Source organism: Streptomyces sp. NPDC057950 (assembly GCF_042887295.1).
GTDB classification, from domain to species: Bacteria; Actinomycetota; Actinomycetes; order Streptomycetales; family Streptomycetaceae; genus Streptomyces; species Streptomyces kaempferi.
This window is the reverse complement of sequence record NZ_JBHVPP010000007.1, coordinates 21,272-45,711: the sequence shown is the minus strand read 5'-3', so window position 1 is coordinate 45,711 and position 24,440 is coordinate 21,272. Positions and strand designations below refer to the sequence as shown.

Sequence of the window (24,440 nt, the reverse complement as noted above, 5' to 3'; positions counted from 1 at the left end):
CCTAGACACCACAACCCGATCGGGCCTCGGTGCTTCGCCGACTCTTGGCCTGCGGCAGGATGGATGTCACCTGGTACGGACGCGTCACGCGCGTCCGTTACTGAAGACAACCGCTGGAGACGCCCGGTGAGTTCCCCAGATCCACAGGTTCGCGCAGCGCGAAACCACTCAACCAGCCCGCTCCCGCGCGGGCCCGTCGTCGCGGTCACCGGAGCCGCGTCCGGCGTGGGCGCGATGCTCACCGAGCGGCTCGCCGCCAGTGAGGAGATCAAGCAGGTCATCGCCATAGACGAGCGTCGGGGCGAGTGCGCGGCCGCCCAGTGGTACATCCTCGACGTGCGGGACCCGGCGATCGCGGAGAAGCTGCGCGGTGCGGACGTCGTGGTGCATCTCGCACTCGACCTCGATCTGGAGACGGACGCGGCCGCCCGTACGGCCTACAACGTCCGGGGGACGCAGACCGTGCTCACGGCCGCCGCGGCGGCCGGGGTGCACCGGGTCGTGCTGTGCACCTCCGCGATGGTCTACGGGGCGCTGCCGGACAACGAGCTGCCGCTCTCCGAGGACGCCGAGCTGCGGGCGACCGCCGAGGCCACCGGGGTCGGCGACCTCCTGGAGATCGAACGGCTCGCGCGACGGGCGCCCCGCGCGCACCCCGGGCTCAATGTCACCGTCGTGCGCCCCGGGGTACTGGTCGGTGGCGGTTCCGACACCGCGCTGACCAGGTATTTCGAGTCGCCGCGGCTCCTTGTGGTGGCCGGGTCCCGGCCCGCCTGGCAGTTCTGCCACGTCGAGGACCTGTGCAGTGCTCTGGAACACGCCGTTCTGGAGAAGGTCGACGGGGAGCTGGCCGTCGGGTGCGACGGGTGGCTGGAGCAGGAGGAGGTCGAGGAGCTGAGCGGGATCCGGCGGATGGAGCTGCCGTCCGCCGTCGCCCTCGGGGCCGCGGCCCGCCTGCACCGGATCGGACTCACCCCGTCACCGGCCGGGGACCTGGCCTACACGATGTACCCCTGGGTGGTGAGCGGCAGTCGGCTGCACGAAGCCGGGTGGCGGCCGCGATGGACCAACGAGGAGGTTCTCGCGGAGCTGCTGGAGGAGGTCGCGGGTCGGCACACGGTGGCCGGGCGGCGGCTGGGCCGCAAGGACGCCACGGCCGCCGGGGCCGCGGGAGCGACGGTGGCGTTGCTCGGTACGGCGGCGATCGTGCGCCGCGCGCGGAAGGCCCGGCGCAGGATCTGAACGGGACGGCAGAACGGCAGAACGGCAGGGCGGCAGGGCGGCAGGACAGGCCCCTGGGGGCTGCCTCCGGGCACGCGTGACGGGATCCGCCGTCCGGGCCGTCGCGCCGCCCCCGAGGAGTCCCCTGGAGTCCCCACCCTGTAGGACGCTCCAAAGGGGCCCGCGCCGGAGCCGGGGGAAACGTGTATTCCTTGGCGTCGTGGGGGTGCGGCACCATGGGCGCATGGCACCTTCCTTTGAACACCCCGGAGAGCGGGCCGCGCGGGATCCCATTCGGCTGGTGGCGGTCCGGGACGAACCGCTGTCCCTGGACGAGGTCTTCCGGGCCGTCGGTGACGACGCGGCCGGCGGGACCGCCTTGTTCGTGGGGACCGTGCGCGACCACGACGGCGGTGCCGACGTCGCCGGACTGGGGTACTCGAGCCACCCCGGCGCCGAGGCGGAGATCCGCCGGATCGCCGAGAAGGTGGCCGCCGAGTACCCGGTACGGGCCCTGGCCGCCGTGCACCGCGTCGGAGACCTGGCCGTCGGGGATCTCGCGGTCGTCGTCGCCGTGTCCTGCCCGCACCGCGGCGAGGCCTTCGAGGCGTGCCGCAGACTGATCGACGACCTCAAGCACGAGGTGCCCATCTGGAAGCACCAGAAGTTCTCCGACGGCACGGAGGAGTGGGTCGGCGCCTGCTGAGGAACACGGCCCGGAGCAGGGACGAAGCCCCGGCGAAGCCCCGGCGCGCCCACGGAGGGAGCACACCGGTCCTCCGCACGTGCTCGATTTGCGTAACCGACCCCCTGGCGTGAGCGTTAGCACTGCGAATGGTTAATCTGCTGATCAGTCAGTTGCGGTCGCTCGTTGGGGTTGGGAGGTCGGCATGGCGTCGCTCGCCTGGTTGCTGATTCCGCTTATGGCCGCGATCGGTGCCGGACTGTGGGGAAGTTGGGCCGGCCGGAATCGCAAGACGGCCGGAGACGGCGTGGAGCTCGAGGGCTACGCCCGCTTCCGTGCGGCCATGGAGCGGTCCGAGGCCGTCCCGGCACGGTCCGAGGCCGTCCCGGCACGGTCCGACGCGCTGGAGAAGTCCCCCTCCGACGCGGTCTGAGGGCACGGCGCCCGTACGCGGCCGAGGAACCCGTACGGGCGGCCCCGACGGTGCGCTGACAGCACCGTCCCGTAGTGTCGACACATGCCACGCCGCACCGCGACGATGCTCGCTTCCACTCTGATCCTGATCGCGCTCCTGTGCGCGGGAGTGTTCATCACCGTGCCGTACTCGGAGATGTCACCGGGACCGACGGTGAACACACTGGGCGATCACGACGGCGAGCCGGTGCTGCAGATCTCCGGGCGCAAGACATACGCGACCACCGGACACCTGAACATGACCACCGTCCGGGTGACCAGCGCCGACTACCGGATGAACCTCGTCGAGGCCGTCTACGGCTGGCTGGCGCACGACAACAAGATCGTCCCGCACGACACGCTGTACCCCGACGGCAAGACCGAGGAGCAGTCGACCCAGGAGAACGCCGAGGAGTTCAGCCAGTCCCAGGAGAGCGCCAAGGTGGCGGCCTTGAAGGAGCTGAACATCCCGGTGAAGTCCTGGGTGATCGTCTCCACGGTCGTCAAGGGCTCGCCGGCCGAGGGACGCCTGCACGCCGGTGACGTGATCAAGAAGGTCGACGGTACGGCGGTCAAGGCGCCCGACGACGTCGCGAAGCTGGTCACCCGCCACAAGCCCGGCGAGAAGGTCGTCTTCACGGTCGTGCCCTTCAAGGAGCAGGCCGCCGCGGAGAAGGCGAAGAAGACCGCGACCGAGACGCAGGACGTGACGATCACCACGGCGAAGTCCGCCGACAAGGGCGCCTCCCGCGCCATCGTCGGCATCTCGGCCGGGACCGACCACACCTTCCCGTTCGACATCGACATCAAGCTCGCCGACGTCGGCGGACCGAGCGCCGGCCTGATGTTCGCGCTCGGCATCGTGGACAAACTGACCCCGGACAACCTCACCGGCGGCAAGTTCGTGGCCGGCACCGGCACCATCGACGACGCCGGCACCGTCGGCCCGATCGGCGGCATCGAGATGAAGACGGTCGGCGCCCGCGAGAAGGGCGCCCAGTACTTCCTGACGCCCAAGGACAACTGCGCGGCCGCCGCCAAGGACACCCCCGAGGGGCTCACGCTCGTCAAGGTCAACACCATCGACGACGCGATGAGCGCCCTCAAGGACATCAGGTCCGGCAGGACGGCCGACCTGCCGAAGTGCACGGTCAAGTAGACCGGGCGATCCGCACCGTCACACAGCCCCGGGGCTACTCCGCGAACGTGGCCGACAACGCCTCGGCGAGCCCCGGCACCAGGCCCGACCCCGTCAGCACCTCCGTCGGCGCGTCCTTCTCGCGCAGCCGCAGAGCCGAGTCGCGCGTCCCGTCGCGCAGGACGCCGACCGTCATGCGGACCTCCTGACGGTCCGGGTGCTCGGCGACCCACTTCGCGAGCTTCTTATCGCTCAGCCCCTCCGGAACGGAGGCCTCGGCGGACGGCGGCAGCATCAGCCGCTCCACGGTCAGCGCGCAGCCGACCACGGCGTCGGGCCAGGCGATGGTGCCGAGGAACTCGTCCAGCGGCTTGCCGGCAGGGATCTCGTCCTGCTCGACGGGGGTGAGGGCGGTGCTCTCGGTCTCGTCCTGCAGACCGAGCTGGGCCGCGAGGCCGGGTTCCTGGGTGCGCAGTCGCGCGGTGTCTACGAGGGCGAAGAGGCGGGCGGGCTGGTCCCAGCCGAGGCCTGAGGCGTACTCGTCGATCTCGAGTACGGCCCGGGTGAGCGGGCTCGCTGCCATGGGAGTGTTGGACATGGTCACAATCCTGCCTCGTTAGTACCCGGAAGCGGGAACCGAGTAAAGCGTGAGTAAGTTGCATAGGTGAGGCTCCACGATCACGGAGCCTGATGGATGGTCCGCGTTCACGGGGGCCTGACGGATCAACAGCGACTTCGAGGTGCGCACCTTGGCTTTCCAGATGCCGGACCGCGGCGGAGGCCCGACGGGGCCACGGATGAGAGTGGGCCGCCCCTCCCGGCGTGTCCGGACCCTGCTCATGACACTGGGCGTGCTGGCCGTGCTGGCCATGGCCTTCGTCATGTTCGCGGGGTTCTGGACGGACTGGCTCTGGTACCGGTCGGTCCACTACTCGTCCGTCTTCACGACGACCCTGTGGACCAAGATCGGACTCTTCTTCGTCTTCGGCCTGCTCATGGCGGCCGCGGTGGGGGTGAACATCTGGCTGGCGCACCGGCTGCGACCGCCTCTGAGCGCCATGTCGATGGAGCAGCAGAGCCTCGACCGCTATCGGATGGGCATCGCGCCGTACAAGAGGTGGCTGCTGTTCGGCATCACCGCCCTGGTGGGCCTGATCGCGGGCGCGTCCGCGTCCGGCCAGTGGCGCACCTGGCTGATGTGGGTGAACGGAGTCCCCTTCGACCAGAAGGACCCCCAGTTCCACCTCGACGTCTCCTTCTACGCCTTCGACCTGCCCTGGTACCGGTTCCTCCTCGGCTTCGGCTTCGCCGCCGCCGTGCTGTCGCTGATCGCCGCCGCGCTCACGCACTACCTCTACGGAGGACTGCGGATCACCAGCCCGGGGGCGCGCGCCACGGCGGCGGCCACCGGTCACCTCTCGGTGCTCCTCGGCGTCTTCGTCGCGCTGAAGGCGGTCGCCTACTGGCTCGACCGGTACGGACTCGCCGTGAAGTCCAGCGACTTCAAGGCGACCGGTAACTGGACCGGCCTCAGGTACGTCGACGCCAACGCCTACCTGCCCGCCAAGACGATCCTCTTCTGCATCGCCGTCATCTGCGCGCTGCTGTTCTTCGCCACCCTGTGGCGGCGCACCTGGCAGCTGCCCGTGATCGGCTTCGGCCTGATGGTGCTCTCCGCGATCCTCATCGGCGGCCTGTACCCGGCGATCGTCCAGAAGTTCCAGGTCCAGCCGAACGAGCAGGCCAAGGAAGCGCCGTACGTCGAGAAGAACCTGAAGGCGACGCGCGAGGCCTACGGCATCGACGGCACCAAGGTCTCGGAGTACGCGGGCACGAGCGACACCAAGGACAAGACCAAGCTGCGCGATGACGCCGACTCCACGGCGAGCATCCGGATCATGGACCCGAACATCGTCTCCCCGACGTTCCAGCAGCTGCAGCAGATGAGGAACTACTACGCGTTCCCGACCAACCTGGACGTCGACCGCTACACCAAGGACGGCAAGGACCAGGACACGGTCATCGGGCTGCGTGAGCTGAACCTCAACGGCATCCCGAAGAACAACTGGATCAACGACCACTTCCGCTACACGCACGGCTACGGCGTGGTCGCCGCCAAGGGCACCACGGCGACCGCCGGCGGCCGGCCGGTCTTCACCGAGTCCGACCTGCCGTCCAAGGGCGACCTCGGGACGTACGAGCAGCGCGTCTACTACGGCGAGAAGACCACCCAGTACTCCATCGTCGGCGGTCCCCAGAAGGAGATCGACTACTCCGACGACAGCGGGGAGAAGACGACCAGCTACAAGGGCGGCAGCGGCGTCAGCCTCTCCAGCCCGGTCAACCGGGCGGCATACGCGGTGGCGTTCGGAGAGCCGCAGATCCTCTACTCGGGCGCGATCGGCGAGGGATCCCGGATCCTCTACAACCGCACCCCCAAGGACCGTGTCGAGGCGGTGGCGCCCTGGCTGACCATCGACGGCGACGCCTACCCGGCCGTGGTCGACGGCAGGATCCAGTGGATCGTCGACGCGTACACCACGACCAACGGCTATCCGTACGCCTCCCGCACCACCCTCGGCGACACGACGGCCGACTCGCTCACGGCGACCAACAACCAGCGCGCGGTGGTGGCCCAGCAGAACCAGGTCAACTACATCCGCAACTCGGTGAAGGCCACCGTCGACGCGTACACCGGTGACGTCAAGCTCTACCAGTGGGACACCAAGGACCCGGTCCTCAAGACCTGGATGAAGGCGTTCCCGCACACGGTGAAGTCGAAGAAGAACATCTCGCCCTCGCTGATGGCGCATCTCCGCTACCCGCAGGACCTGTTCAAGGTCCAGCGCGAACTGCTCACCCGCTACCACGTGAAGGACGCGCAGACGTTCCTCAGCGGCAGCGAGGTGTGGCAGGTCCCCGACGACCCGAGCAACAAGTCGGGCAACGCGGTGCCGCCGTACTACCTGAGCATGAAGATGCCCGACCAGCAGGCACAGGCGTTCTCCCTGACGACGACGTTCACGCCGAACGGCCGGGACAACCTGAGCGCCTTCATGGCGGTCAACGCCGAAGCGGGCACCAGCGACTACGGCAAGATCAGAATCCTGAAACTGCCGACGAGCGAACCCGTCGACGGACCCAAACAGGTCCAGAGCCAGTTCAACTCCGAACAGACCATCGCCGAGTCCATCAGACTTCTCAGCGGCGGCGCCTCGGAGGTCGAGTACGGAAACCTGCTGACGATTCCGCTCGACGGAGGACTGCTCTATGTGGAGCCCGTCTACGTACGGGGTGGTGGACTCAAGTACCCACTGCTGCGCAAGGTGCTGGTGACCTACGGAGGCAACACCGCCTTCGAGGACACGCTCGACCAGGCCCTCAACAAGGTGTTCGGGGCGGACGTCACGACCACCCCACCGGGCGACACGGGCACCACGAAGCCACCGACATCGAGCAACCCCACGGTCCAGCAGGCGCTCGAGGACGCCCAGAAGGCCTTCACGCAGGGCCAGGAAGCCCTCAAGAAGGGCGACTGGACGGCGTACGGCCAGGCGCAGAAGGACCTTCAGGACGCTCTGAAGCGGGCTGAGGACGCCCAGACCGCGGCCGGCAAGCCCAGTGGCAGCGGCGGCAGCAAGAGCGGCGACAAGGGCAGCGACAAGAACGGCGGCCCGAGCGACAGCCCGAGCGGTGGCCCCAGCAGTACTCCCAGCGGCGACGGGAGCTCCGGAAGCAGCTGAAAGGAGTCCCCTCCGCGCCGTGGTACGGTTGCAACACAACGGCGCGGGGTGGAGCAGCTCGGTAGCTCGCTGGGCTCATAACCCAGAGGTCGCAGGTTCAAATCCTGTCCCCGCTACTGAAAGGCGAAGGCCCGGATCCTCAAGGATCCGGGCCTTCGTCATGTGTGGTTCCCGTCATGTGTGGTTCCCCGCGTCGCGCGCCGGGTGTCGCCGCGCCCGCACGGGTGCGCGTGCGGACCGCTTGCCGCCGGACGGGTGAGTGCGTACCGGCGTCGCTCGGCGACACGCGCGAAGGCTGCGCCATCCGTGGGGAGTTGGGGATTTTGTGTTTCACTTGTCTCTCTGTGGGCATGTCGACAAAACGCTGAAGTGACCTCACTGACTGCGGTATACCAGGTGTGGCCGGGTTGCAGGTGGTGCGACGATGGACGTTATGGGGGACAAGGCAACTCTGTTGGAGACAGGGCGTTTTGTGCAGCCTTCGAACCGGGACGAAACCGGCGAGGCGGCAGAAGAGGCACGTCAGCGGCTCGCCGCCGAATCCGGCGACGTCGAGGCGATGAGCGTCCTCGGAGCGATGCTGCTGCGCCGCGGCGATCTCGACGCGGCCGAGCCCCAGCTGCGCGCCGCCACCGCCGCGGGTGACCGTGCAGCCGCCAACAACCTGGGTGTCCTCCTGCACCAGCGCGGATACACCGACGACGCCGCGGGATGGTGGCGGATCGCCGCCGTCGCGGGTTCCGCCGCCGCCGCGCACGCGCTCGGCCGCTACCACCGCGAGCGGGGCGACGAACCCGCCGCCGAGTACTGGCTGCGCCAGTCCGCCGAGCAGGGCCATGCCCTCGGGGCGTACGCGCTGGCCGACCTGCTGGAGCACCGCGGTGACGTCGGCGCCGAGCAGTGGATGCGGGCGGCCGCCGAGCGGGGACACCGCGAGGCCGCGTACCGCCTCGCACGCACGCTCGACCGTAAGGCCGTGGACGCGGGCGAAAGGGGCTCCGACAACGGTGTCAGCGGTGTGCTGGGCGTCATCGGGGCCGCCGGTGAAGAAGCCGAGCAGTGGTACCGGCAGGCCGCCGCGCGCGGGCACCGGCGGGCCGCGCTGCACCTCGGGGCCATCCTGGAGAAGCGGGGTGAGCTCAAGGAGGCCGGCCGCTGGTACCTGACGTCCGCCAAGGACGGCGAGGCGCGGGCCGCCTGCGCGCTCGGATTCCTGCTGCGGGACGCCGGCGACAGCGAGAGCGCCGCCGTGTGGTGGCTGCGGGCCGCGCAGGAGGGCGACGGCAACGCCGCGAACGCGCTCGGCGCGCTGCACGCCGAACGGGGCGAGACCCAGACCGCCGAGCGGTGGTACCGGGCGGCGATGGACGCGGGTGACACCAACGGCGCCTACAACCTCGCGCTGCTCTGCGCCGAGCAGGGACGGACCGCGCAGGCCGAGCAGTGGTACCGGCAGGCCGCTTACGCCGGACACCGGGAGGCGGCGAACGCCCTGGCCGTGCTGCTGCTCCAGGTCGGGGACGCGGCGGGCGCCGAGCCGTGGTTCTCCAAGGCGGCGGAGGCGGGCAGCGTCGACGCCGCGTTCAACCTCGGGATCCTGCACGCCGGACGGGGCACCGCGGCCGACGACGCCGCGGCGCTGCGGTGGTACGAGCGTGCCGCCGCCGACGGGCACACGGAGGCCGCGCTCCAGGTCGGCATCGCACGGCTGCGGGACGGGGACGAGGCCGCGGCGGAGCGGCATCTGCGCCGCGCGGCGGGCGGTGGCAGCGCGGAGGCCGCGTACCGGCTGGCCTCGGTGCTCGACGCGCGCCGGCCACCCGCGCCGGAGCACGAACTGGGGGAGCCCGCGCACGAGAAGAGTGAGTGCGAGGAGTGGTACGAGCGGGCGGCGTCCCAGGGGCACCGGCGGGCGCAGGTGCGGGTGGGCATGCTCGCGGCGGCGCGCGGGGACGTGGTCGACGCGGCGCGCTGGTACCGCGAGGCCGCGGAGGCCGGGTCGCGGAACGGGGCGTTCAACCTCGGGCTGCTGCTCGCCCGGGAGGGGAGCGAGCCGGAGGCGGCGCTGTGGTGGGCAAGGGCGGCGGACGCGGGGCACGGGCGGGCGGCGTTGCGGCTGGCGCTCGTGTACGCGCGGCGGGGCGAGCTGGCCGAGGGGCAGCGGTGGGCGGACCGGGCGGTCTCGCTGGGGCCGGCGGAGGTGTCGGAGCGGGCGGCCCGGTTGCGGGATGCGTTGCGGGAGGAGCTGTCGGCGTGAGGCGTCCCCGTCCCGGCCGTAACAGGGGCTCCGCCGGTAGGCCCCGTGCGTGCCCGGGGCTCCGCCGGTAGGCCCCGCCCGCGCCCGGGGCTCCGCCCGTGGACCTCCGCTGTGCCGGGGGCACCGGTCTCGAGCCCGTGGAAAAGCGATTTGCGCTGGTCCACCCAGGTGACGTAACGTTCAGTTCAACGGCGCGGGGTGGAGCAGCTCGGTAGCTCGCTGGGCTCATAACCCAGAGGTCGCAGGTTCAAATCCTGTCCCCGCTACTCAAGACTCAGGGCCCGGATCTTCTGATCCGGGCCCTGAGTGTTTTCCCCCTGGCGTTTTGCGCCCCGGTGTTCACCCGGGGGCGCGCGGCCATGAAAAACCCCGGCCGCCCTCGTTCAGGGGCCGGGGCTTCCTTGGAGCGGGGCGTGCGGTCGTCAGGCCGCCGCGCAGTTCGGGCACACGCCGCGGTAGGTGACCTCGACGTCCGAGACCGCGAAGCCGAAGCGCTCCGAGTCCGGCAGGTCCGCCAGCGGGTCGCCGCCCGGGTGGACGTCGCGGATCGCACCGCACCGGGCGCAGACCAGATGGTGGTGCGGGCGGTGCGCGTTCGGGTCGTAGCGTTTCGCGCGCTTGTCCGTGGCGACTTCCAGCACCTCGCCGAGCGAGACCAGCTCACCCAGCGTGTTGTAGACGGTCGCCCGGGAGATCTCCGGCAGCTTGGCGACGGCGCGCGCGTGCACCTCGTCGGCCGTCAGGTGGACGTGATCGCCGTCGAGCACCTCGGCCACGACACGCCGCTGTGCGGTCATGCGCCAGCCGTGTCCGCGCAGGCGTTCCAACAGGTCACTCATGCGGTTCAGCCTAACAGCACGAGTACCAGATCCCGAGCGAGTACGACTTTGGAAGGTGATTTGACTTAGACATTGTCCATTGTAGGATCGTGCTCGTCAGTGACCGGGGAACAGGTCTGGGCAGGAATGGCACAGGAGGCGCACGTGACGCAGGGACCGCTTACGACGGAGGCCGGCGCGCCGGTGGCCGACAACCAGAACAGCGAGACCGCGGGCGTCGGCGGCCCTGTGCTCGTCCAGGACCAGCTGCTGCTGGAGAAGCTCGCCCACTTCAACCGCGAGCGCATCCCGGAGCGTGTCGTGCACGCCCGTGGCGCCGCCGCGTACGGCACCTTCACGCTCACCCGTGACGTGTCGCGGTGGACGCGCGCGAGGTTCCTCTCCGAGGTCGGCAAGCAGACCGAGACGTTTCTGCGCTTCTCGACGGTGGCCGGAAACCTCGGTTCCGCGGACGCGGTCCGCGACCCCCGCGGTTTCGCGCTGAAGTTCTACACCGAAGACGGCAACTACGACCTCGTCGGCAACAACACCCCGGTGTTCTTCATCAAGGACGCCATCAAGTTCCCCGACTTCATCCACACGCAGAAGCGCGACCCGTACACCGGTTCGCAGGAGGCCGACAACGTGTGGGACTTCTGGGGGCTGTCCCCCGAGTCCACCCACCAGGTGACCTGGCTCTTCGGTGACCGCGGCATCCCGGCCTCCTACCGCCACCTCAACGGGTACGGCTCGCACACGTACCAGTGGAACAACGAGGCCGGCGAGGTCTTCTGGGTCAAGTACCACTTCAAGACCGACCAGGGCATCAAGAACCTGACCACCGAGGAGGCCGTCCGTCTCTCCGGCGTCGACCCCGACTCCCACCAGCGCGACCTGCGCGAGGCCATCGAGCGCGGCGACTTCCCGTCCTGGACCGTGCAGATCCAGGTCATGCCGGCGGACGAGGCGGCGAACTACCGCTTCAACCCGTTCGACCTCACCAAGGTGTGGCCGCACGAGGACTACCCGCCGATCGAGATCGGCAGGCTGGAACTCAACCGCAACCCGGAGAACGTCTTCGCCGAGGTGGAGCAGTCGATCTTCTCGCCCGCGCACTTCGTGCCCGGCATCGGCCCCTCGCCCGACAAGATGCTCCAGGGGCGCCTCTTCGCCTATGGTGACGCGCACCGCTACCGCGTCGGCGTCAACGCCGACCACCTGCCGGTGAACCGCCCGCGCGCCACCGAGGCGCGTACCCACTCCCGTGACGGCTCCCTGTACGACGGCAGGCACGGCGGCGCCAAGAACTACGAGCCGAACAGCTTCGGCGGCCCGTTCCAGACGGACCGCCCGCTGTGGCGGCCGACCGCGGGCTTCACCGCGGGCACCGGCAGCCATGAGGCCCCGGTCCACTCCGAGGACACCGACTTCGTGCAGGCCGGTGACCTCTACCGGCTGATGTCCGAGGACGAGCGGGGCCGTCTGATCGAGAACCTTGCGGGCTTCATCGCCAAGGTCTCCCGTGACGAGATCGCCGAGCGCGCGATCGCCAACTTCCGTCAGGCCGACGGAGACTTCGGCAAGCGGCTGGAGGCCGCGGTCCAAGCCCTGCGCGGCTGATCACCAGCACTGGACCGCTTGTCGTCGACGGCGGGCCGGACCCCCTCGCTCCGAGGGGGTCCGGCCCGCCGGTATGCGCGCGGGATCCGCTCAGGCCGGCACGCGCTGCCGGGCCGGTGCCCAGCAGCGGATGATGTCGCGCACCGAGACGATGCCGACGGGGCCGCTGCCGTCGAGCACGATCAGATGACGGAAGCCGCCGTGCGACATCGCCGTCGCGGCCTCCTCCAGGGTCCATACCGGGGCGGCGAAGACGACCTCGGTGGTGGTGTGGGTGTCGGCGGTCTCGGCGTCGGGGTCCTGGCCGAGGGCGAGCGAGTTGAGGATGTCACGCTCGGTGAGAATGCCGACGCCGCCGGCGTCCTCGTCGAGGACGACGGCCGCGCCGACGCGGCGAGCGGACATCAGACGGGCCGCCTGGCGGAGGGTGTGTGCCGGGCCGATGGTGAGGACCACTGTGCTCATGGCGTCGCGGACGAGCATGGAAGGAGCCACCTCCTACGAATCCGTCGAGCTTGCGAGCGGATTCACAAGTTCACAAGTGGGGGGACTCTCAGAGTCGCAGTTAAAGGGACGGTCAACAAGGGGGCGCGTGCCGTGAGATCGGGGGCGCCCAGGGGTTACTCAGAAACCCCAGGTCACCCCGTGGTGTCCAGGAATCCCCGTGGGCGGCGCCGGTCCGGTTGACAGCGACGGCCCGGGTGCCAGGCCCCCCGAGCCTCAGTAGCGCTGATTCAGGTACCCCAGCATCTCGTCGTGGAGGACGCCGTTCGAAGCGGCCGCGTTGCCGCTGTGCGGGCCCGGACGTCCATCGAGGCCGGTGAAGGTGCCGCCCGCCTCGGTCACCACGATCGCGTTCGCCGCCATGTCCCAGAGGGACAGCTCCGGCTCGGCGCAGATGTCCACCGAGCCCTCCGCGACCATCATGTACGGCCAGAAGTCGCCGTATCCGCGGGTGCGCCAGACGGCCTTCGTCAGGTCCAGGAATCCGTCCAGGCGGCCCTGGTCCTCCCAGCCGGACAGCGAGGAGTACGCGAAGGAGGCGTCGGCCATCCGGGAGACCTGGGAGACGCGCAGGCGCGAAGCCGAGGAGAGGCTGCGGCCGGTGAACGCGCCGTGGCCCTTCGCCGCCCACCAGCGGCGGCCGAGCGCCGGCGCGGAGACGACACCGACGACCGGCTGGTAACCGCCCTCCACCGCTTCCATCAGTGAGATCAGCGTGGCCCAGACGGGGACACCCCGGACGTAGTTCTTGGTGCCGTCGATCGGGTCGATCACCCAGCGGCGCGGGCCGGTGCCCTCGATGCCGTACTCCTCGCCGAGAACCGCGTCGCGCGGCCGGGCGCGCTGGAGATGACCGCGGATCAGCTCCTCGGCGGCCTTGTCCGCCTCGCTCACCGGCGTCATGTCCGGCTTGGTCTCGACCTTCAGGTCGAGCGCCTTGAACCGGTCCATCGTCGCGGCGTCGGCGGCGTCCGCCAGGACATGGGCCAGGCGCAGGTCATCGCGGTAGTCGGGCATGACTGCACCGTATATGGGTCCCTCGGGCCACAGCCATACGGCCCGGGGAACAAACCCGGGGAACAAACCGGGAGAACAGACCACGGGAACGAACGGGCCGGGCGGCGGTCGCCGCGGTGCCGGGTGACCGTCGTGCGGACGGTCGCCGTGCCGGGTGATCGCGGGCGGGTCGCTGTCGGCGACGGGGTCACCCACGCCGCCGTACGGTCGGGTGATCATCGCGGCGCACGACGGCTCGCGTACGCCCCTCGGCGCCGCCGCGAACCCTTGACAGTGCCCGTGCACGCGTCAAATCTGAGCTGCAGTGCCGCCCGCTCGCCCCAGGGAGGCGAATGATGCCTGCAGCGCGGGAATCCCTTCTGGACGCCGCTCAAACGGCGCTCGCCCGTCGGCCGTGGTCCACGGTGCGGATGGTCGACGTCGCGGCCGTGGCCGGAGTGTCCCGGCAGACGCTCTACAACGAGTTCGGCAGCAAGGAAGGGCTCGCACGAGCGCTCGTGCGCCGGGAGGCCGACGGCTATCTCGCCGGCATCGAACGCGCGCTCGCCGCACACGCGGACGCGCGCGAGCGGCTGGTCGCGACCGCAGAGTGGACCATGACGGCGGCACGCGGCAACGCGCTGGTACGGGCCATGCTCACCGGCTGCTGGAGCGAACGGCTGCCCTCGCCGACGCTCTCGGCGGTGCCGTCCTCGTCCGCGGTGCCCGCGCAGCGGCGGGCGGACGGGCCGTTGCCGTCGCCGGCCGACTTCGTGGCCCTCGTGAGGGACCGGGCCGTCGCCTCGCTCGCCGGTCCCGGCACGACCCGGGCCGACGCCGTCGAACTGGCCGGGTCCTGCGAGCTGGTGACGCGGTTGGCGCTGTCGTGCGTGGCGGCTCCTCCGGGGGAGGGCGGGGTGACGGACCTGGTGCGCGGCGCGTTGCCCCGGCAATGGCGGTGACTGTCCAGGGGTGGCGCCTGCCCAGGGGTGGCGCCTGCCCCGAGGGCGATGAACATCCCGGGGCCGGTGACGGATCGGAGGCCGGTCAAGGAACAGACGGATCGGAGGCCGGTCAAGGAACAAGAGGCCGGTGAAGGCGCGGGCCGGTGAAGGCGCGGGCCGGTGAAGCATCAAGAGGCCGGTGAAGGCGCAGAGGGCGGTGAAGGTCTCGCCGCGCGGGCGAGCCGCGCCGCACGATCGGACCCCGCCCCGCAGCCGACGGGCGGTTCAGTGGGCCGATCCCGAGAGCTGGAGGCCGATGACGCCGAAGATGACGAAGCTGATCGAGACGATCTTCAGGGTCGACACCAGGTCGCCCAGGAAGATCATTCCGTAGATCGCCGTACCCGCCGCGCCGATGCCCGTCCACACCGCGTACGCCGGGCCGACGTCGAGCTTCTTGAGGGAGAGGGTCAGCAGGCCGAAGCTGCCCAGGGCGAAGACGCAGAAGGCGACTGTCGGCCAGAGTCTGGTGAAGCCGTGCGAGAGCTTCAGACAGACGGCGAAACCGGTTTCGAGCACTCCTGCCACAACGACCAGCAGCCACGCCATGTCTTGTCCTCCCGCGTCCGCACGTCGACTGCTCCGTCTGGCTCGGATCAGGCCAGCGGTCCCCGAGGGCGCTGGGTGCGATTATGCATTTACCGGGCTGCCACGGACGCAAACAACGCGGAGGTCACGAAGGGAACCTCGATCGTCCCGCACGGGGGGACACTCATGGGCGTACCGGGATCAGTCGCCTTCCGCGCGTTCGCGCGTCGCGAGCAGCCGGCGCAGCGAGTAGAGCCGGGCCGGGTCCGCGTGACCGTCGGCCACCCACTGGTCCAGGGCGCAGTCCGGTTCGTCGTGACTGCACGCGCGCGGACAGCCCTCGGTGCCGGGTTCGAGGTCGGGGAAGGCGTGGATGACCCGGGACGGGTCCACGTGGTGCAGGCCGAAGGAGCGGACGCCGGGGGTGTCGATGACCCAGCCCTCGCTGCCCGGCAGCGGAATCGCGCGCGCCGAGGTCGTGGTGTGCCGGCCGCGCCCGGTCACCGCGTTGACATGGCCGGTGCTGCGCCGCCGTTCCAGCGAGACCAGCGCGTTGACGAGGGTCGTCTTGCCGACGCCGGAGTGCCCGACGAACGCCGTGATCTTGCCGTCGAGTTGCTTGCGCACCCGCTCCACCGCCGTGCCGCTCTCCAGCTCCTCGCGGCTGGTCACGACGTAGGGCACGCCCAACGCCCCGTACATCTCGAGGAGTTCGTCGGGCGGAGCGAGGTCGGACTTGGTCAGCACCAGCAGCGGCTCCAGGCCGCCGTCGTACGCCGCGACCAGGCAGCGGTCGATCAGCCGCGGGCGCGGCTCGGGGTCGGCGAGGGCCGTGACGATGGCGAGTTGGTCGGCGTTGGCGACCACCACGCGCTCGTACGGATCGTCGTCGTCGGCCGTCCGGCGCAGCACCGAGGTCCGCGGCTCGATCCGGACGATGCGGGCGAGGGTGTCCTTCGCGCCGGACAGGTCCCCGACGAGGGCGACGCGGTCGCCGACGATCGCGGCCTTGCGGCCCAGTTCGCGGGCCTTCATCGCCATGACCGTACGGTCCTCGACGAGGCAGGTCAGGCGCCCCCGGTCGACGGTGAGGACCATGCCCTCCGCCGCGTCCTCGTGCTTGGGGCGGATGTTCGTACGCGGCCGGTTGCCCTTGCGGTTCGGCCGCTGGCGGATGTCGTCCTCGTCGGTGTTCTTGCCGTAGCGGCGCATGATCCAGGTCCGCCCGTCAGTTCCCGAGCGTTCCGGGGTTCCCGAGCATTGCGGCCCACAGGTCGGGGAAGTCCGGCAGCGTCTTCGCCGTGGTCGCCACGTTCTCGATCTGCACGCCCTCCACCGCCAGCCCGATGATCGCGCCGGCGGTGGCCATCCGGTGGTCGTCGTACGTGTGGAACACGCCGCCGTGCAGCCTGCGCGGGCGGATGTGCAGCCCGTCGGCGGTCTCGGTGACGTCACCGCCGAGTTCGTTGATCTCCTTGGTGAGCGCGGCCAGCCGGTCCGTCTCGTGCAGCCGCAGGTGGGACACGCCGCGCAGGGTGGAGGGGGAGTCCGCGAGCGCGGCGACGGCCGCGATGCCCGGGGTCAGCTCGCCGACCTCGCCCAGGTCCACATCGATCCCGTGGATCGCACCCGAACCAGTGAACTCCAGCCCTCTGTCGGTCAGTTCGCAGGAGCCACCCATTTCGGTGAAGATCTCCCGCAGCCGGTCGCCGGGCTGGGTGGTGCGCGCCGGCCAGTCGGGTACGACGACGGTGCCGCCCGTCACGAGGGCCGCCGCGAGGAAGGGCTGCGCGTTCGACAGATCCGGCTCGACGATCAGGTCCCGGCCGAGCAGCGCGCCCGGGGTGACGCGCCAGACGTTGGGTTCGCCGCCCGACTCCGGGGTGTCCACCTGGGCGCCGACCGCGCGCAGCATGTCGACCGTCATCCGGATGTGCGGCATCGAGGGGAGCGTCGAGCCGATGTGACGGACCTCGACCCCCTGGTTGAAGCGGGGTCCTGAGAGCAGCAGGGCCGAGACGAACTGCGACGAGGAGGACGCGTCGATCTCCACCGGGCCGCCGTCCAGGGCGCCCCCGCCGTGCACCGTCAGCGGCAGCGCGCCGCGGCCCTCGTCGTCGATGCGGGCGCCGAGCAGGCGCAGCGCGTCGATCACACCGTTCAGCGGACGCTCGTAGGACCGCGGGTCGCCGTCGAAGCGGATGGGGCCGTCGGCGAGCGCGGCCACCGGGGGCAGGAAGCGCATCACGGTGCCGGCGTTGCCGACGTCCACCGTGGCCGGGCCGCGCAGGCCCGAAGGGATGATCCGCCAGGCCTCGCCGGAGGCGTCCGGGCCCGCCGCGACCGTGGAACTGGACGCCACCGTCTCCTCGACACCGACCCCCATCGCGCGCAGCGCGCCCGCCATCAGCAGTGTGTCGCGGGAGCGGAGCGGGCGGCGCAGCCAGCCCGGCTCCGAGGCGAGTGCGGCGAGGACGAGAGCGCGGTTGGTGACCGACTTCGACCCGGGCACGTGGACCGTCGCGTCGACGGCTCCGCTCGCGTGCGGGGCGGGCCAGAGGGCGGTGTGGGCGGGGTTCGCGGTCATGGGCCCCACTTTAGTGGCTGGGGGTGGGCGGAGATCTTGATCAAAAGTGGCGGAACCTGAACGAAAACGCTCCGCTGGGTGGGGGAGGGGGGTGGGGGAGGGGAGCGGCGGGAGTGAGTGCGGGTTGGTGTGTGTCGGGGTGGGGTGGTGGGCGGGTGGGTGCGTGTGCGGGTCGGTGGGGGCTGGGCGCGCAGTTCCCCGCGCCCCTTTCGGGGGCGCCTCCCTTCGGGGGCGACCCCCTTCAGGGGCAACCCGTCAAGGACACCCCCTTGAGGGCCAACCCTCTGCAAGGTCACCCCCTTCAGGGCCGACCCTCTTCAAGGTCCCCCTTCAAGGTCACCCCCTGTGACGCGCGGGGTGCGGTCTTGTGGGGTCAGAGGGGCAGGAGCCAGTGGGCGCCGGCCAGCAGGGAGCACAGGGACACCGCGTGGAAGAGGAAGAGCCAGACGCCGGCGGGTACGTGGGTGAGGCGGGCGAGCTGGTCGGCGTCCGAGTCGCGGGCGCCGCCACGACGGCGCTTGGCCTGGAGCTCGAAGCCCGGCCGGACACCACCGAGCAGCAGGAACCACACCACGGCGTACGCGAACGCCGCCTGCACCTGGGGTCCGGCGAGCCAGGACACGAGAAGGAACAGGCCGCCGGTGAGGACGACGGTGAGCACGCCGTACGCGTTGCGGATCATCACCAGCATCGCCACCAGCAGAGCCGTGGCCAGCCACAGCAGCAGCGTGATGCGGCCCGCGCCGAGCAGCGCGGCGCCGCCGAGGCCGAGCAGCGGCGGGGCGGTGTAGCCCGCGGCGGCGGTGAGGATCATGCCGAGGCCGGTGGGCTTGCCGCGGCTGACGGTGAGACCGCTGGTGTCGGAGTGCAGCCTGATCCCGCTGAGGCTGCGCCCGGTGAGCAGGGCGACCAGCCCGTGGCCGCCCTCGTGCGCGATGGTGATGGTGTTCCGGGAGACGCGCCAGACGCCGTGCGGGACGATCACGGCGAGGGCCGCGACCAGGGTGGCTATCACCACCCACAGATCGGGGTCCGGCTGGGTGCCGGAGACCTGGTCCCAGAGCGAGGCCAGCGAGGTGGATGCGGTGCTGTCCATTGTCTGCGGGAGCTCCCTCAGGTGTCGCGGAATCTGGCAGTGTTGCACGTATGTGCGGACGGTATGCAGCCAGTCGTGGGCCCGAGGATCTCGCAGGAGTCTTCGAGATCGAGAAGTGGGACTCGGAGGAGGCCCTGGCGCCCGACTACAACGTGGCCCCGACGAAGAAGGTCTACGCCGTCCTGGACCGCCCTCTCAAGGACGCGGACAGCCCGAGGCCGGTTCGCCAGTTGCGCAGACTCACCTGGGGACTCGTGCCGTCCTGGGCCAAGACGCCGGAGGGCGGTGCCCGGATGATCAACGCGCGGGCGGAGACCGTGCACGAGAAGCCCTCGTACCGCCGTGCCTTCGCCACCCGGCGCTGCATCGTGCCCGCCGACGGCTACTACGAGTGGGTCACCGGGGCCGGCGAACGCGACCTGGAGGTCGAGGGCAGGAAGAAGCGGCCGCGCAAACAGCCGTACTTCGTGCTCCCCGCCGACGGCTCGGTCTTCGCGATGGCCGGACTGTACGAGTTCTGGCGGGACCGGACGCTCCCCGACGAGCACCCGCTGGCCTGGTGGGCGACCTGCTCCGTCATCACCACCGAGGCCGAGACGGCGCCGCTCGCGTCGGCCCCGGCCGAGGGCCCGCGGACCCTGGCCGACATCCACCCCCGGATGCCCCTGATGCTGACCCCGGACCGCTGGGACGCCTGGCTCGACCCGGCCCGCACCGACGTCGACGAACTGCGCACGCTGCTCACCCCGCCGCCCACCGGGCTGATGCGCGCCTACCCCGTCTCCACCGCCGTCAGCAGCGTCCGCAACAACGGCCCGGAGCTGCTGAAGGAGCTGGAGGGGCCCGAAGAGGGCACACTCTTCTGACGTGACGGACTCCACCGACTCCACCGACTCCGATGACTGCGATGTGACACAGCTCATCGAGACGGATGCCGGTACCGCCCGCCTCACCTGGCACCGGGCGGAGCGGGCCCGGCTCGTGCTCGCCGTGAGCCACGGAGCGGGCGGCGGCATCGAGGCCCGGGACCTGCGGGCGCTGGCGCGGGTGCTGCCCGCCCACGGTGTGAGCGTCGCGCTCGTGGAGCAGCCCTGGCGGGTGGCCGGGAAGAAGCTGGCGCCCGCGCCGAAGACGCTGGACGCGGGATGGCGGGGCCTGTGGCCCGCGGTCGCGGAGTCCGGGCTTCCCGTGATCGCGGGCGGCCGCAGCGCCGGGGCCCGCGTCGCCTGCCGCACGGCGACGGAGCTCGGCGCCGCGGCCGTCCTCGCGCTCGGCTTCCCGTTGCACCCGCCGGGCCGGCCCGAGAAGTCCCGCGCCGGGGAACTCCTCGGCTCCGGAGTGCCCACCCTGGTCGTCCAGGGCGGCAACGACCCCTTCGGGAAACCGGAGGAGTTCCCGGAGGGCTCGTACGAGCTGGTCGAGGTGCCGTACGCCGATCATGGCTTCGCGGTCCCCCGGCGGGCGCCGCTCGACCAGGACGAAGCCGTGAGGATCGTCACCGACGGCGTCGTGCGATGGAGCGCGTCACTGCCGTAGCCGGAGCCCGTGACCGCCGTGGAGGTGGGGCTCGTCACTCACGTGTCACTCACGGAATCGCTGGGAATGCCGCGCGGTGGTCGGCTGTTGTCGCGAGCAGGAAGCACACCGTGCTGAACCGTTCGAACGAGAGGAAGTCCGCCGCATGGGTTCGACCATCTGCCCGAGTCGCAGCAGCGCTGAGCTGGACTGGACGGTGCTGCACGCGTCGAAGGCCGCTCCCGTTCGGGCGGCGGCGGGTGTGGATGTTCGTCTATCCTCCGATTCGAGTGGGACCGGTTTCGGTTCCACCACATCGCTGGAGGAGGTGGGTCCGGTCACTGGGACCGACGCAGGGACCGAACACGGCCAGGCGGAGCAGCCCGAGGGCCAGGGCACGGGTGCGGAATCGACCGCCGAGCGCACCGCGCGCTTCGAGCGGGACGCACTCGAATTCCTCGACCAGATGTACTCGGCCGCCCTGCGCATGACGCGGAACCCGGCCGACGCCGAGGACCTGGTGCAGGAGACGTACGCGAAGGCGTACGCGTCCTTCCACCAGTTCCGTGAAGGCACCAACCTGAAGGCTTGGCTCTACCGCATCCTCACCAACACCTTCATCAACTCGTACCGCAAGAAGCAGCGCGAACCCCAGCGCAGCGCGGCCGAGGAGATCGAGGACTGGCAGCTCGCGCGTGCCGAGTCGCACATGTCGACCGGTCTGCGGTCGGCCGAGTCGCAGGCGCTGGACCACCTGCCCGACTCGGACGTCAAGGAAGCGCTGCAGGCGATTCCCGAGGAATTCCGCATCGCCGTGTATCTCGCCGACGTCGAGGGCTTTGCGTACAAGGAGATCGCGGACATCATGGGGACACCCATCGGCACGGTGATGTCCCGGCTGCACCGGGGCCGTCGTCAACTGCGCGGCATGCTCGAGGACTACGCCCGTGACCGTGGGCTGGTCCCGGCCGGCGCCGGAGAGTCGAACGAAGCGAAAGGCTCGGGCTCATGAGCTGCGGAGAGCCGCACGAGACGGATTGCAGTGAGGTACTCGATCATCTTTACGAGTTCCTCGACCATGAGATGCCGGACGCGGACTGCACCAAGTTCGAGGTGCACTTCGAGGAGTGCTCTCCGTGTCTCGAGAAGTACGGCCTCGAGCAGGCCGTGAAGAAGCTGGTCAAGCGGTGCTGCGGGCAGGACGACGTACCGACCGACCTGCGGGCGAAGGTCATGGGCCGCATCGACCTGATCCGCTCAGGACAGACGGTGCCGGAGCACGACGTCAGCGCGACACCGCAGGAGTCCTGAACCCCCGGGCGTCCTGAACCTCCGGGCGTCCCGAACCCCCGGGCGTCCTGAACTCCCAGGGTCCTGACCCGCCGGGTGTCCTCGCCCTCGGGAAGCAGGGCACACCTTGGGGAGATCGTCCGGTTATCACCCGAACGTGCGAATCCGCGGGCTTCGAGCCCGCGGATTCGGCCGTTGCCGCCCCCGCCCCCGCGCCGCGCCCCTAGGCTCCGGAACCTGAGCGGGGGAGGGGACGACGAGATGCGGACGATTCCGGCAGGGGCCCGGGTGTACGTGGCCTGTGTCGTCCTCGCCGCCCTCGTCGTCCTCGCCCCCCTGCCGGGCGTTCGCACCCCCTGGTGGGCCGTCGCCCTGCTCGCCGCGCTCTACGCGGGATGCGAGCGGATCACCCTGCCGCACGGCCCCGGGAGCGCCGCCACCCGTGCCGCCGGGCGCCACGCGCCGCAGGGCCTGGGCACCTTCCTCCCCGTGCTGCTCGCCGGCGCCTTCCTGCTGCCGCCGCCCGCCGCCGCGCTCGTCGCACTGCCGGGGGCGCTGCTCTCCCGGGTGGAGCAGCGTCCGCGCGGACTCCGCCGGACCTGGCGCGCCGCGCAGCTCGCCGTCGCGGTCTGGGCGGCCTCCCGGGTGCACTGGGCGCTGGACGGCCGGGACGCGGTCGTCGCGCCCCGTTTCCCGTACGCGCTCGTCCCCGCCGGGGCCGCGGTGCTCACCTTCTGCCTGGTTCTGACCGTCCTCGACGGCGGGATCCTGGCCCTGGCCGAACGGGTGCCGGTGCGCGGCGCCTGGCGCGGCCTCTTCTCACGCTCCCTCGCCTCCGTCGCCGCGCACGGACTCGCCGGGTTGATGATGGCGGTCCTGTGGCGCAGTCCGTACGGGCCGGTCGCCGCGCTGCTCGTGCTGCTGCCGATGTACGTCTCGTGCTGGGTGTTCGCCCAGTACCACCGGGAGCGGGCCGCCCACCAGGCCACCATCCGGGCTCTCGTGCAGGCCGTCGACATCAAGGACGGGTACACCCGCGGACACAGCGAGCGGGTCGGACATGCCTCCATGATGATCGCGCGCGAACTCGGCATGGACGACGAGCGGGCCGAGGTGCTGCGCTTCGCCGGGATCCTGCACGACGTCGGCAAACTCGGCGTACCCACCCGGCTGCTGCGCAAGGACGGTCCGCTCACGCCGGACGAACGGCGGATCATCGAACTGCATCCCGAGTACGGCCACGAGATGGTGCGCGGGATCGGCTTCCTCGGGGAGGCCCGCTCGGCGATCCTGCACCACCACGAGCGGCTCGACGGGAGCGGCTACCCGTACGGGCTGGTCGGAGGGCAGATCCCGGAGTTCGCCCGGGTGGTGGCCGTGGCCGACGCCTTCGACGCGATGACGTCGACCCGGTCCTACCGCGGGGCCCGCCCGGTGCCCGCCGCGCTGGCGGAGCTGGAGCGCTGCGCCGGGGCGCAGTTCGACCCCGGGATGGTGCGCGCCCTGGTCCGGGCCCTGGACCGGCACGGCTGGCACCCCGCGGTGACCGCGGGCGACGACCGGACCGCGTCCTCCGTCCCCCGTCCGACGGACAGCCGTCCCGCCGACAGCGCGGGCCGGAGAAGCCCATGAACCCTGCGGAGCGCAGCGCCTCCGGTCCGCGCCCGCCCGAGGGGCACGCGGGGTCCGCCCGGTTCCCGGCCGGCCGCACCCGCACCGGTCCGCACTCCGACACCTTCGGCACGCTCGCGCGCACCGGGGCCGCCCTGCTCGGCGTCGTCGCCCTGGCCGTCACGCTCTGGAGCGGTATCGACGAACGCGGGACGGCCCTCGCCTTCGGTGTCCTCGTCGCCGTGGGGGAACTCGCCCGCTGGAGCGGCACCGAGGACCGGGAGTCCGCTCCCCTCGGAGCCGCGGGCGCGCTGGCCTACGCGCTGCTGGGCGAGCAGGCGGGGCACCCCAGCCGGCACGGCGCGCTCCAGGTCGTGGCCGTCGTGAGCGCCGCCGCGCTGCTGGGCTGCGTCCCGCACGTCGCCCGCGGCGGCGGCCCGACCCTCGACCACCTCACCCGGCGCGTCCTGACCGTCGGCTTCGCGGCGATCTGCTTCCAACCCCTGTACAACCGGGGGAGGTTGATGGGCTGGGCCGGCCCCTCGTACGCCCTGCTGCTGGTCGCGCTGCTGGTGCTGACCGCGCTGTGCGACGCGGTGCTCGCGGCCGCGATGGCGCGCTCCCGGACCCGCTGGCCGTTCGGTCCGCTGCTGCGGGACGAGTTGCGGGCCACCCTCGGCATCGGGTCCGCGGTCTGCGCGACCGGGGCCGTGATGTCGCTCGCGGTGGCGGTGGTGGGGTTGTGGGCGCTGCCCGTGTTCTCGCTGCCGCTGCTCCTGACCCAGCTGTCCTTCCGGCGGTACGCGGCCGTGCGGGTCACCTACCGGCAGACCATCGCCTCGCTCGCGCGGGCGACCGAGATCGCCGGCTACACCCCCGCGGGGCACGCCCGCAGAGTGGCCGCGCTCAGCCGTGCCGTCGGGAGGGAGCTGGGACTCTCCGAGCCCGATCTGACCGTTCTGGAGTACGCGGCCCTGATGCACGACATCGGACAGCTCAGCCTCGTCGACCCGGTCCCGGCCGGCGCGACCTGCGCGCTCTCCGCCGAGGAACAGCGCCGTATCGCCCTCCTCGGCGGCGCGGTCGTACGCCAGACCGGGGTGGACGCCGAGGTCGCGGTGGTGGTGGAGCGGCAGGCCGACCCCTACCGGGAGCAGCCGGTGAGCGCGCGGATCGTCCGCACGGTGAACGCTTACGAGGAGCTGGCCAGGGAAGCAGGGCCGGGAGGGCCCCTGACCGCCCTGGAGACGCTGCGGCTGGCCACGGCCCGCGACCATCAGCCCGAAGTCGTGGAGTCGCTGGCCAGGGTCCTGTTGCGGGGCAGCCTTACCCTGCCCCAGGCTGGGTAACCCATGGGTAATGAGCGGCCGTCCG

The 24,440-nt window shown here is 71.1% G+C and carries 22 protein-coding genes and 2 tRNA genes; 16 read left to right on the top strand and 8 right to left on the bottom strand.

Annotated elements, in window-relative coordinates:
- Positions 1-126 precede the first annotated feature (126 nt).
- The 4 genes from ACFVTC_RS14080 to ACFVTC_RS14065 all read left to right on the top strand — a co-directional run bounded on the left by ACFVTC_RS14080 (position 127) and on the right by ACFVTC_RS14065 (position 3,518).
- A complete protein-coding gene (locus ACFVTC_RS14080) occupies positions 127-1,242 on the top strand; it encodes an SDR family oxidoreductase (RefSeq protein ID WP_390126835.1) in 1,116 nt (371 codons plus the stop codon).
- A 223-nt stretch (positions 1,243-1,465) separates the two neighbouring features.
- Positions 1,466-1,927 carry a molybdenum cofactor biosynthesis protein MoaE gene (locus ACFVTC_RS14075; RefSeq protein ID WP_390126834.1) on the top strand — a complete coding sequence of 154 codons (462 nt, stop codon included), beginning with the start codon at positions 1,466-1,468 and terminating at the stop codon, positions 1,925-1,927.
- A 184-nt stretch (positions 1,928-2,111) separates the two neighbouring features.
- A complete protein-coding gene (locus tag ACFVTC_RS14070) occupies positions 2,112-2,339 on the top strand; it encodes a hypothetical protein (RefSeq protein WP_390127066.1) in 228 nt (75 codons plus the stop codon).
- A gap of 84 nt (positions 2,340-2,423) precedes the next feature.
- Complete coding sequence (locus ACFVTC_RS14065) at positions 2,424-3,518, top strand: PDZ domain-containing protein (protein ID WP_390126833.1); 1,095 nt, start codon at positions 2,424-2,426, stop codon at positions 3,516-3,518.
- A 34-nt stretch (positions 3,519-3,552) separates the two neighbouring features.
- Here ACFVTC_RS14065 and ACFVTC_RS14060 read toward each other — a convergent pair whose 3' ends face one another.
- The gene (locus tag ACFVTC_RS14060) at positions 3,553-4,095 is read right to left on the bottom strand and encodes a PPA1309 family protein (RefSeq protein ID WP_168530136.1); all 543 of its coding nucleotides are present in this window, start codon (positions 4,093-4,095) and stop codon (positions 3,553-3,555) included.
- Between the two features lie 163 nt (positions 4,096-4,258).
- Between ACFVTC_RS14060 and ACFVTC_RS14055 the strand changes: the two genes are divergently transcribed.
- The 4 genes from ACFVTC_RS14055 (at position 4,259) to ACFVTC_RS14040 (ending at position 9,763) form a co-directional block, all read left to right on the top strand.
- A complete protein-coding gene (locus tag ACFVTC_RS14055; RefSeq protein WP_390127055.1) occupies positions 4,259-7,240 on the top strand; it encodes a UPF0182 family protein in 2,982 nt (993 codons plus the stop codon).
- A 42-nt stretch (positions 7,241-7,282) separates the two neighbouring features.
- Positions 7,283-7,356: transfer RNA gene (locus tag ACFVTC_RS14050), tRNA-Met, on the top strand.
- Between the two features lie 308 nt (positions 7,357-7,664).
- Positions 7,665-9,497, top strand: coding sequence for a sel1 repeat family protein (locus tag ACFVTC_RS14045; RefSeq protein ID WP_390126831.1), 1,833 nt, complete (start codon positions 7,665-7,667; stop codon positions 9,495-9,497).
- Positions 9,498-9,689: 192 nt separating this feature from the next.
- A tRNA-Met gene (locus ACFVTC_RS14040) sits at positions 9,690-9,763 on the top strand.
- Between the two features lie 156 nt (positions 9,764-9,919).
- On the opposite strand, the gene ACFVTC_RS14035 is transcribed toward ACFVTC_RS14040, so the two are convergent.
- The gene (locus tag ACFVTC_RS14035) at positions 9,920-10,336 is read right to left on the bottom strand and encodes a Fur family transcriptional regulator (protein ID WP_390126830.1); all 417 of its coding nucleotides are present in this window, start codon (positions 10,334-10,336) and stop codon (positions 9,920-9,922) included.
- A gap of 126 nt (positions 10,337-10,462) precedes the next feature.
- On the opposite strand from ACFVTC_RS14035, the gene ACFVTC_RS14030 reads away from it, so the two are divergent.
- Positions 10,463-11,935 carry a catalase gene (locus ACFVTC_RS14030; RefSeq protein WP_390127054.1) on the top strand — a complete coding sequence of 491 codons (1,473 nt, stop codon included), beginning with the start codon at positions 10,463-10,465 and terminating at the stop codon, positions 11,933-11,935.
- A 90-nt stretch (positions 11,936-12,025) separates the two neighbouring features.
- Here the strand turns inward: ACFVTC_RS14030 and ACFVTC_RS14025 are convergent, their stop codons facing one another.
- Entirely contained in the window at positions 12,026-12,418 is a 393-nt protein-coding gene (locus ACFVTC_RS14025; RefSeq protein WP_390126829.1) for a cyclic nucleotide-binding/CBS domain-containing protein, read from the bottom strand.
- A 237-nt stretch (positions 12,419-12,655) separates the two neighbouring features.
- Entirely contained in the window at positions 12,656-13,456 is an 801-nt protein-coding gene (hisN, locus tag ACFVTC_RS14020) for a histidinol-phosphatase (RefSeq protein WP_390126828.1), read from the bottom strand.
- A 332-nt stretch (positions 13,457-13,788) separates the two neighbouring features.
- On the opposite strand from hisN, the gene ACFVTC_RS14015 reads away from it, so the two are divergent.
- Positions 13,789-14,397: a TetR/AcrR family transcriptional regulator gene (locus ACFVTC_RS14015; protein WP_390126827.1), complete on the top strand. Its 609-nt coding sequence runs from the start codon at positions 13,789-13,791 to the stop codon at positions 14,395-14,397.
- A 267-nt stretch (positions 14,398-14,664) separates the two neighbouring features.
- On the opposite strand, the gene ACFVTC_RS14010 is transcribed toward ACFVTC_RS14015, so the two are convergent.
- The 4 genes from ACFVTC_RS14010 to ACFVTC_RS13995 form a co-directional block, all read right to left on the bottom strand.
- Complete coding sequence (locus ACFVTC_RS14010) at positions 14,665-14,988, bottom strand: multidrug efflux SMR transporter (RefSeq protein ID WP_168530141.1); 324 nt, start codon at positions 14,986-14,988, stop codon at positions 14,665-14,667.
- 180 nt (positions 14,989-15,168) lie between these two features.
- Positions 15,169-16,179, bottom strand: coding sequence for a ribosome small subunit-dependent GTPase A (rsgA, locus tag ACFVTC_RS14005; RefSeq protein WP_390126826.1), 1,011 nt, complete (start codon positions 16,177-16,179; stop codon positions 15,169-15,171).
- Positions 16,180-16,195: 16 nt separating this feature from the next.
- Positions 16,196-17,554 (bottom strand): 3-phosphoshikimate 1-carboxyvinyltransferase, encoded by a 1,359-nt coding sequence (gene aroA, locus ACFVTC_RS14000; protein WP_390126825.1) that lies wholly within the window; start codon positions 17,552-17,554, stop codon positions 16,196-16,198.
- A gap of 373 nt (positions 17,555-17,927) precedes the next feature.
- On the bottom strand, positions 17,928-18,650 hold the full coding sequence (locus ACFVTC_RS13995) for a M50 family metallopeptidase (protein ID WP_390126823.1): 723 nt from the start codon (positions 18,648-18,650) through the stop codon (positions 17,928-17,930).
- A 50-nt stretch (positions 18,651-18,700) separates the two neighbouring features.
- Here ACFVTC_RS13995 and ACFVTC_RS13990 point away from each other — a divergent pair, with 50 nt between their 5' ends.
- From ACFVTC_RS13990 to ACFVTC_RS13965, 6 genes are all read left to right on the top strand, one after another.
- Positions 18,701-19,516 (top strand): SOS response-associated peptidase, encoded by an 816-nt coding sequence (locus tag ACFVTC_RS13990; RefSeq protein WP_390126822.1) that lies wholly within the window; start codon positions 18,701-18,703, stop codon positions 19,514-19,516.
- A gap of 1 nt (position 19,517) precedes the next feature.
- Positions 19,518-20,186 carry an alpha/beta family hydrolase gene (locus tag ACFVTC_RS13985; protein WP_390126821.1) on the top strand — a complete coding sequence of 223 codons (669 nt, stop codon included), beginning with the start codon at positions 19,518-19,520 and terminating at the stop codon, positions 20,184-20,186.
- A 307-nt stretch (positions 20,187-20,493) separates the two neighbouring features.
- Complete coding sequence (gene sigR / locus ACFVTC_RS13980) at positions 20,494-21,177, top strand: RNA polymerase sigma factor SigR (RefSeq protein WP_153288710.1); 684 nt, start codon at positions 20,494-20,496, stop codon at positions 21,175-21,177.
- A complete protein-coding gene (gene rsrA / locus ACFVTC_RS13975) occupies positions 21,174-21,476 on the top strand; it encodes a mycothiol system anti-sigma-R factor (protein WP_148010381.1) in 303 nt (100 codons plus the stop codon). The genes sigR and rsrA overlap by 4 nt, the downstream gene beginning before the upstream one ends.
- A gap of 240 nt (positions 21,477-21,716) precedes the next feature.
- The gene (locus tag ACFVTC_RS13970) at positions 21,717-23,087 is read left to right on the top strand and encodes an HD-GYP domain-containing protein (RefSeq protein ID WP_390126820.1); all 1,371 of its coding nucleotides are present in this window, start codon (positions 21,717-21,719) and stop codon (positions 23,085-23,087) included.
- Positions 23,084-24,415, top strand: coding sequence for an HD-GYP domain-containing protein (locus ACFVTC_RS13965; protein ID WP_390126819.1), 1,332 nt, complete (start codon positions 23,084-23,086; stop codon positions 24,413-24,415). The genes ACFVTC_RS13970 and ACFVTC_RS13965 overlap by 4 nt, the downstream gene beginning before the upstream one ends.
- The last annotated feature ends 25 nt before the right edge of the window (positions 24,416-24,440 follow it).